At 63.3% G+C, this 210-nt stretch carries 1 protein-coding gene; it reads right to left on the bottom strand.

Translation table 11 applies throughout. The features are described 5' to 3' along the window. Entirely contained in the window at positions 1 to 159 is a 159-nt protein-coding gene (gene ccoS, locus AC3A5Z_RS24210; RefSeq protein ID WP_487521814.1) for a cbb3-type cytochrome oxidase assembly protein CcoS, read from the bottom strand. Positions 160 to 210: the final 51 nt, after the last annotated feature.

Raw genomic sequence — 210 nt, 5'->3', positions numbered from 1 at the left:
TCAGGGCTTGGGCTTGTCCTCGTAGTCGGGCTTCAGGATCCGGCTGGCGTCGCCCTGCGGATCGTCGAACTGCCGCGACTTCAGCGCCCAGAAGAAGGCGGCGAGGCCGATCCCGCCGAGGAACAGCGAGACGGGGATGAGATAGGCGAGGATATCCATCAGCGCAGCCTCAGGGCATTCAAGGAAACCGTGATCGACGAGAGCGACATG

This window comes from Cereibacter sp. Soil_C_27, from assembly GCF_057657095.1.
This window is presented reverse-complemented; position numbering and strand designations above follow the sequence as displayed.

Excerpts from the sequence above, each read along its gene's own strand:
- ccoS (WP_487521814.1), bottom strand. The coding sequence starts at position 159 with ATGGATATCCTCGCCTATCTCATCCCCGTCTCGCTGTTCCTCGGCGGG.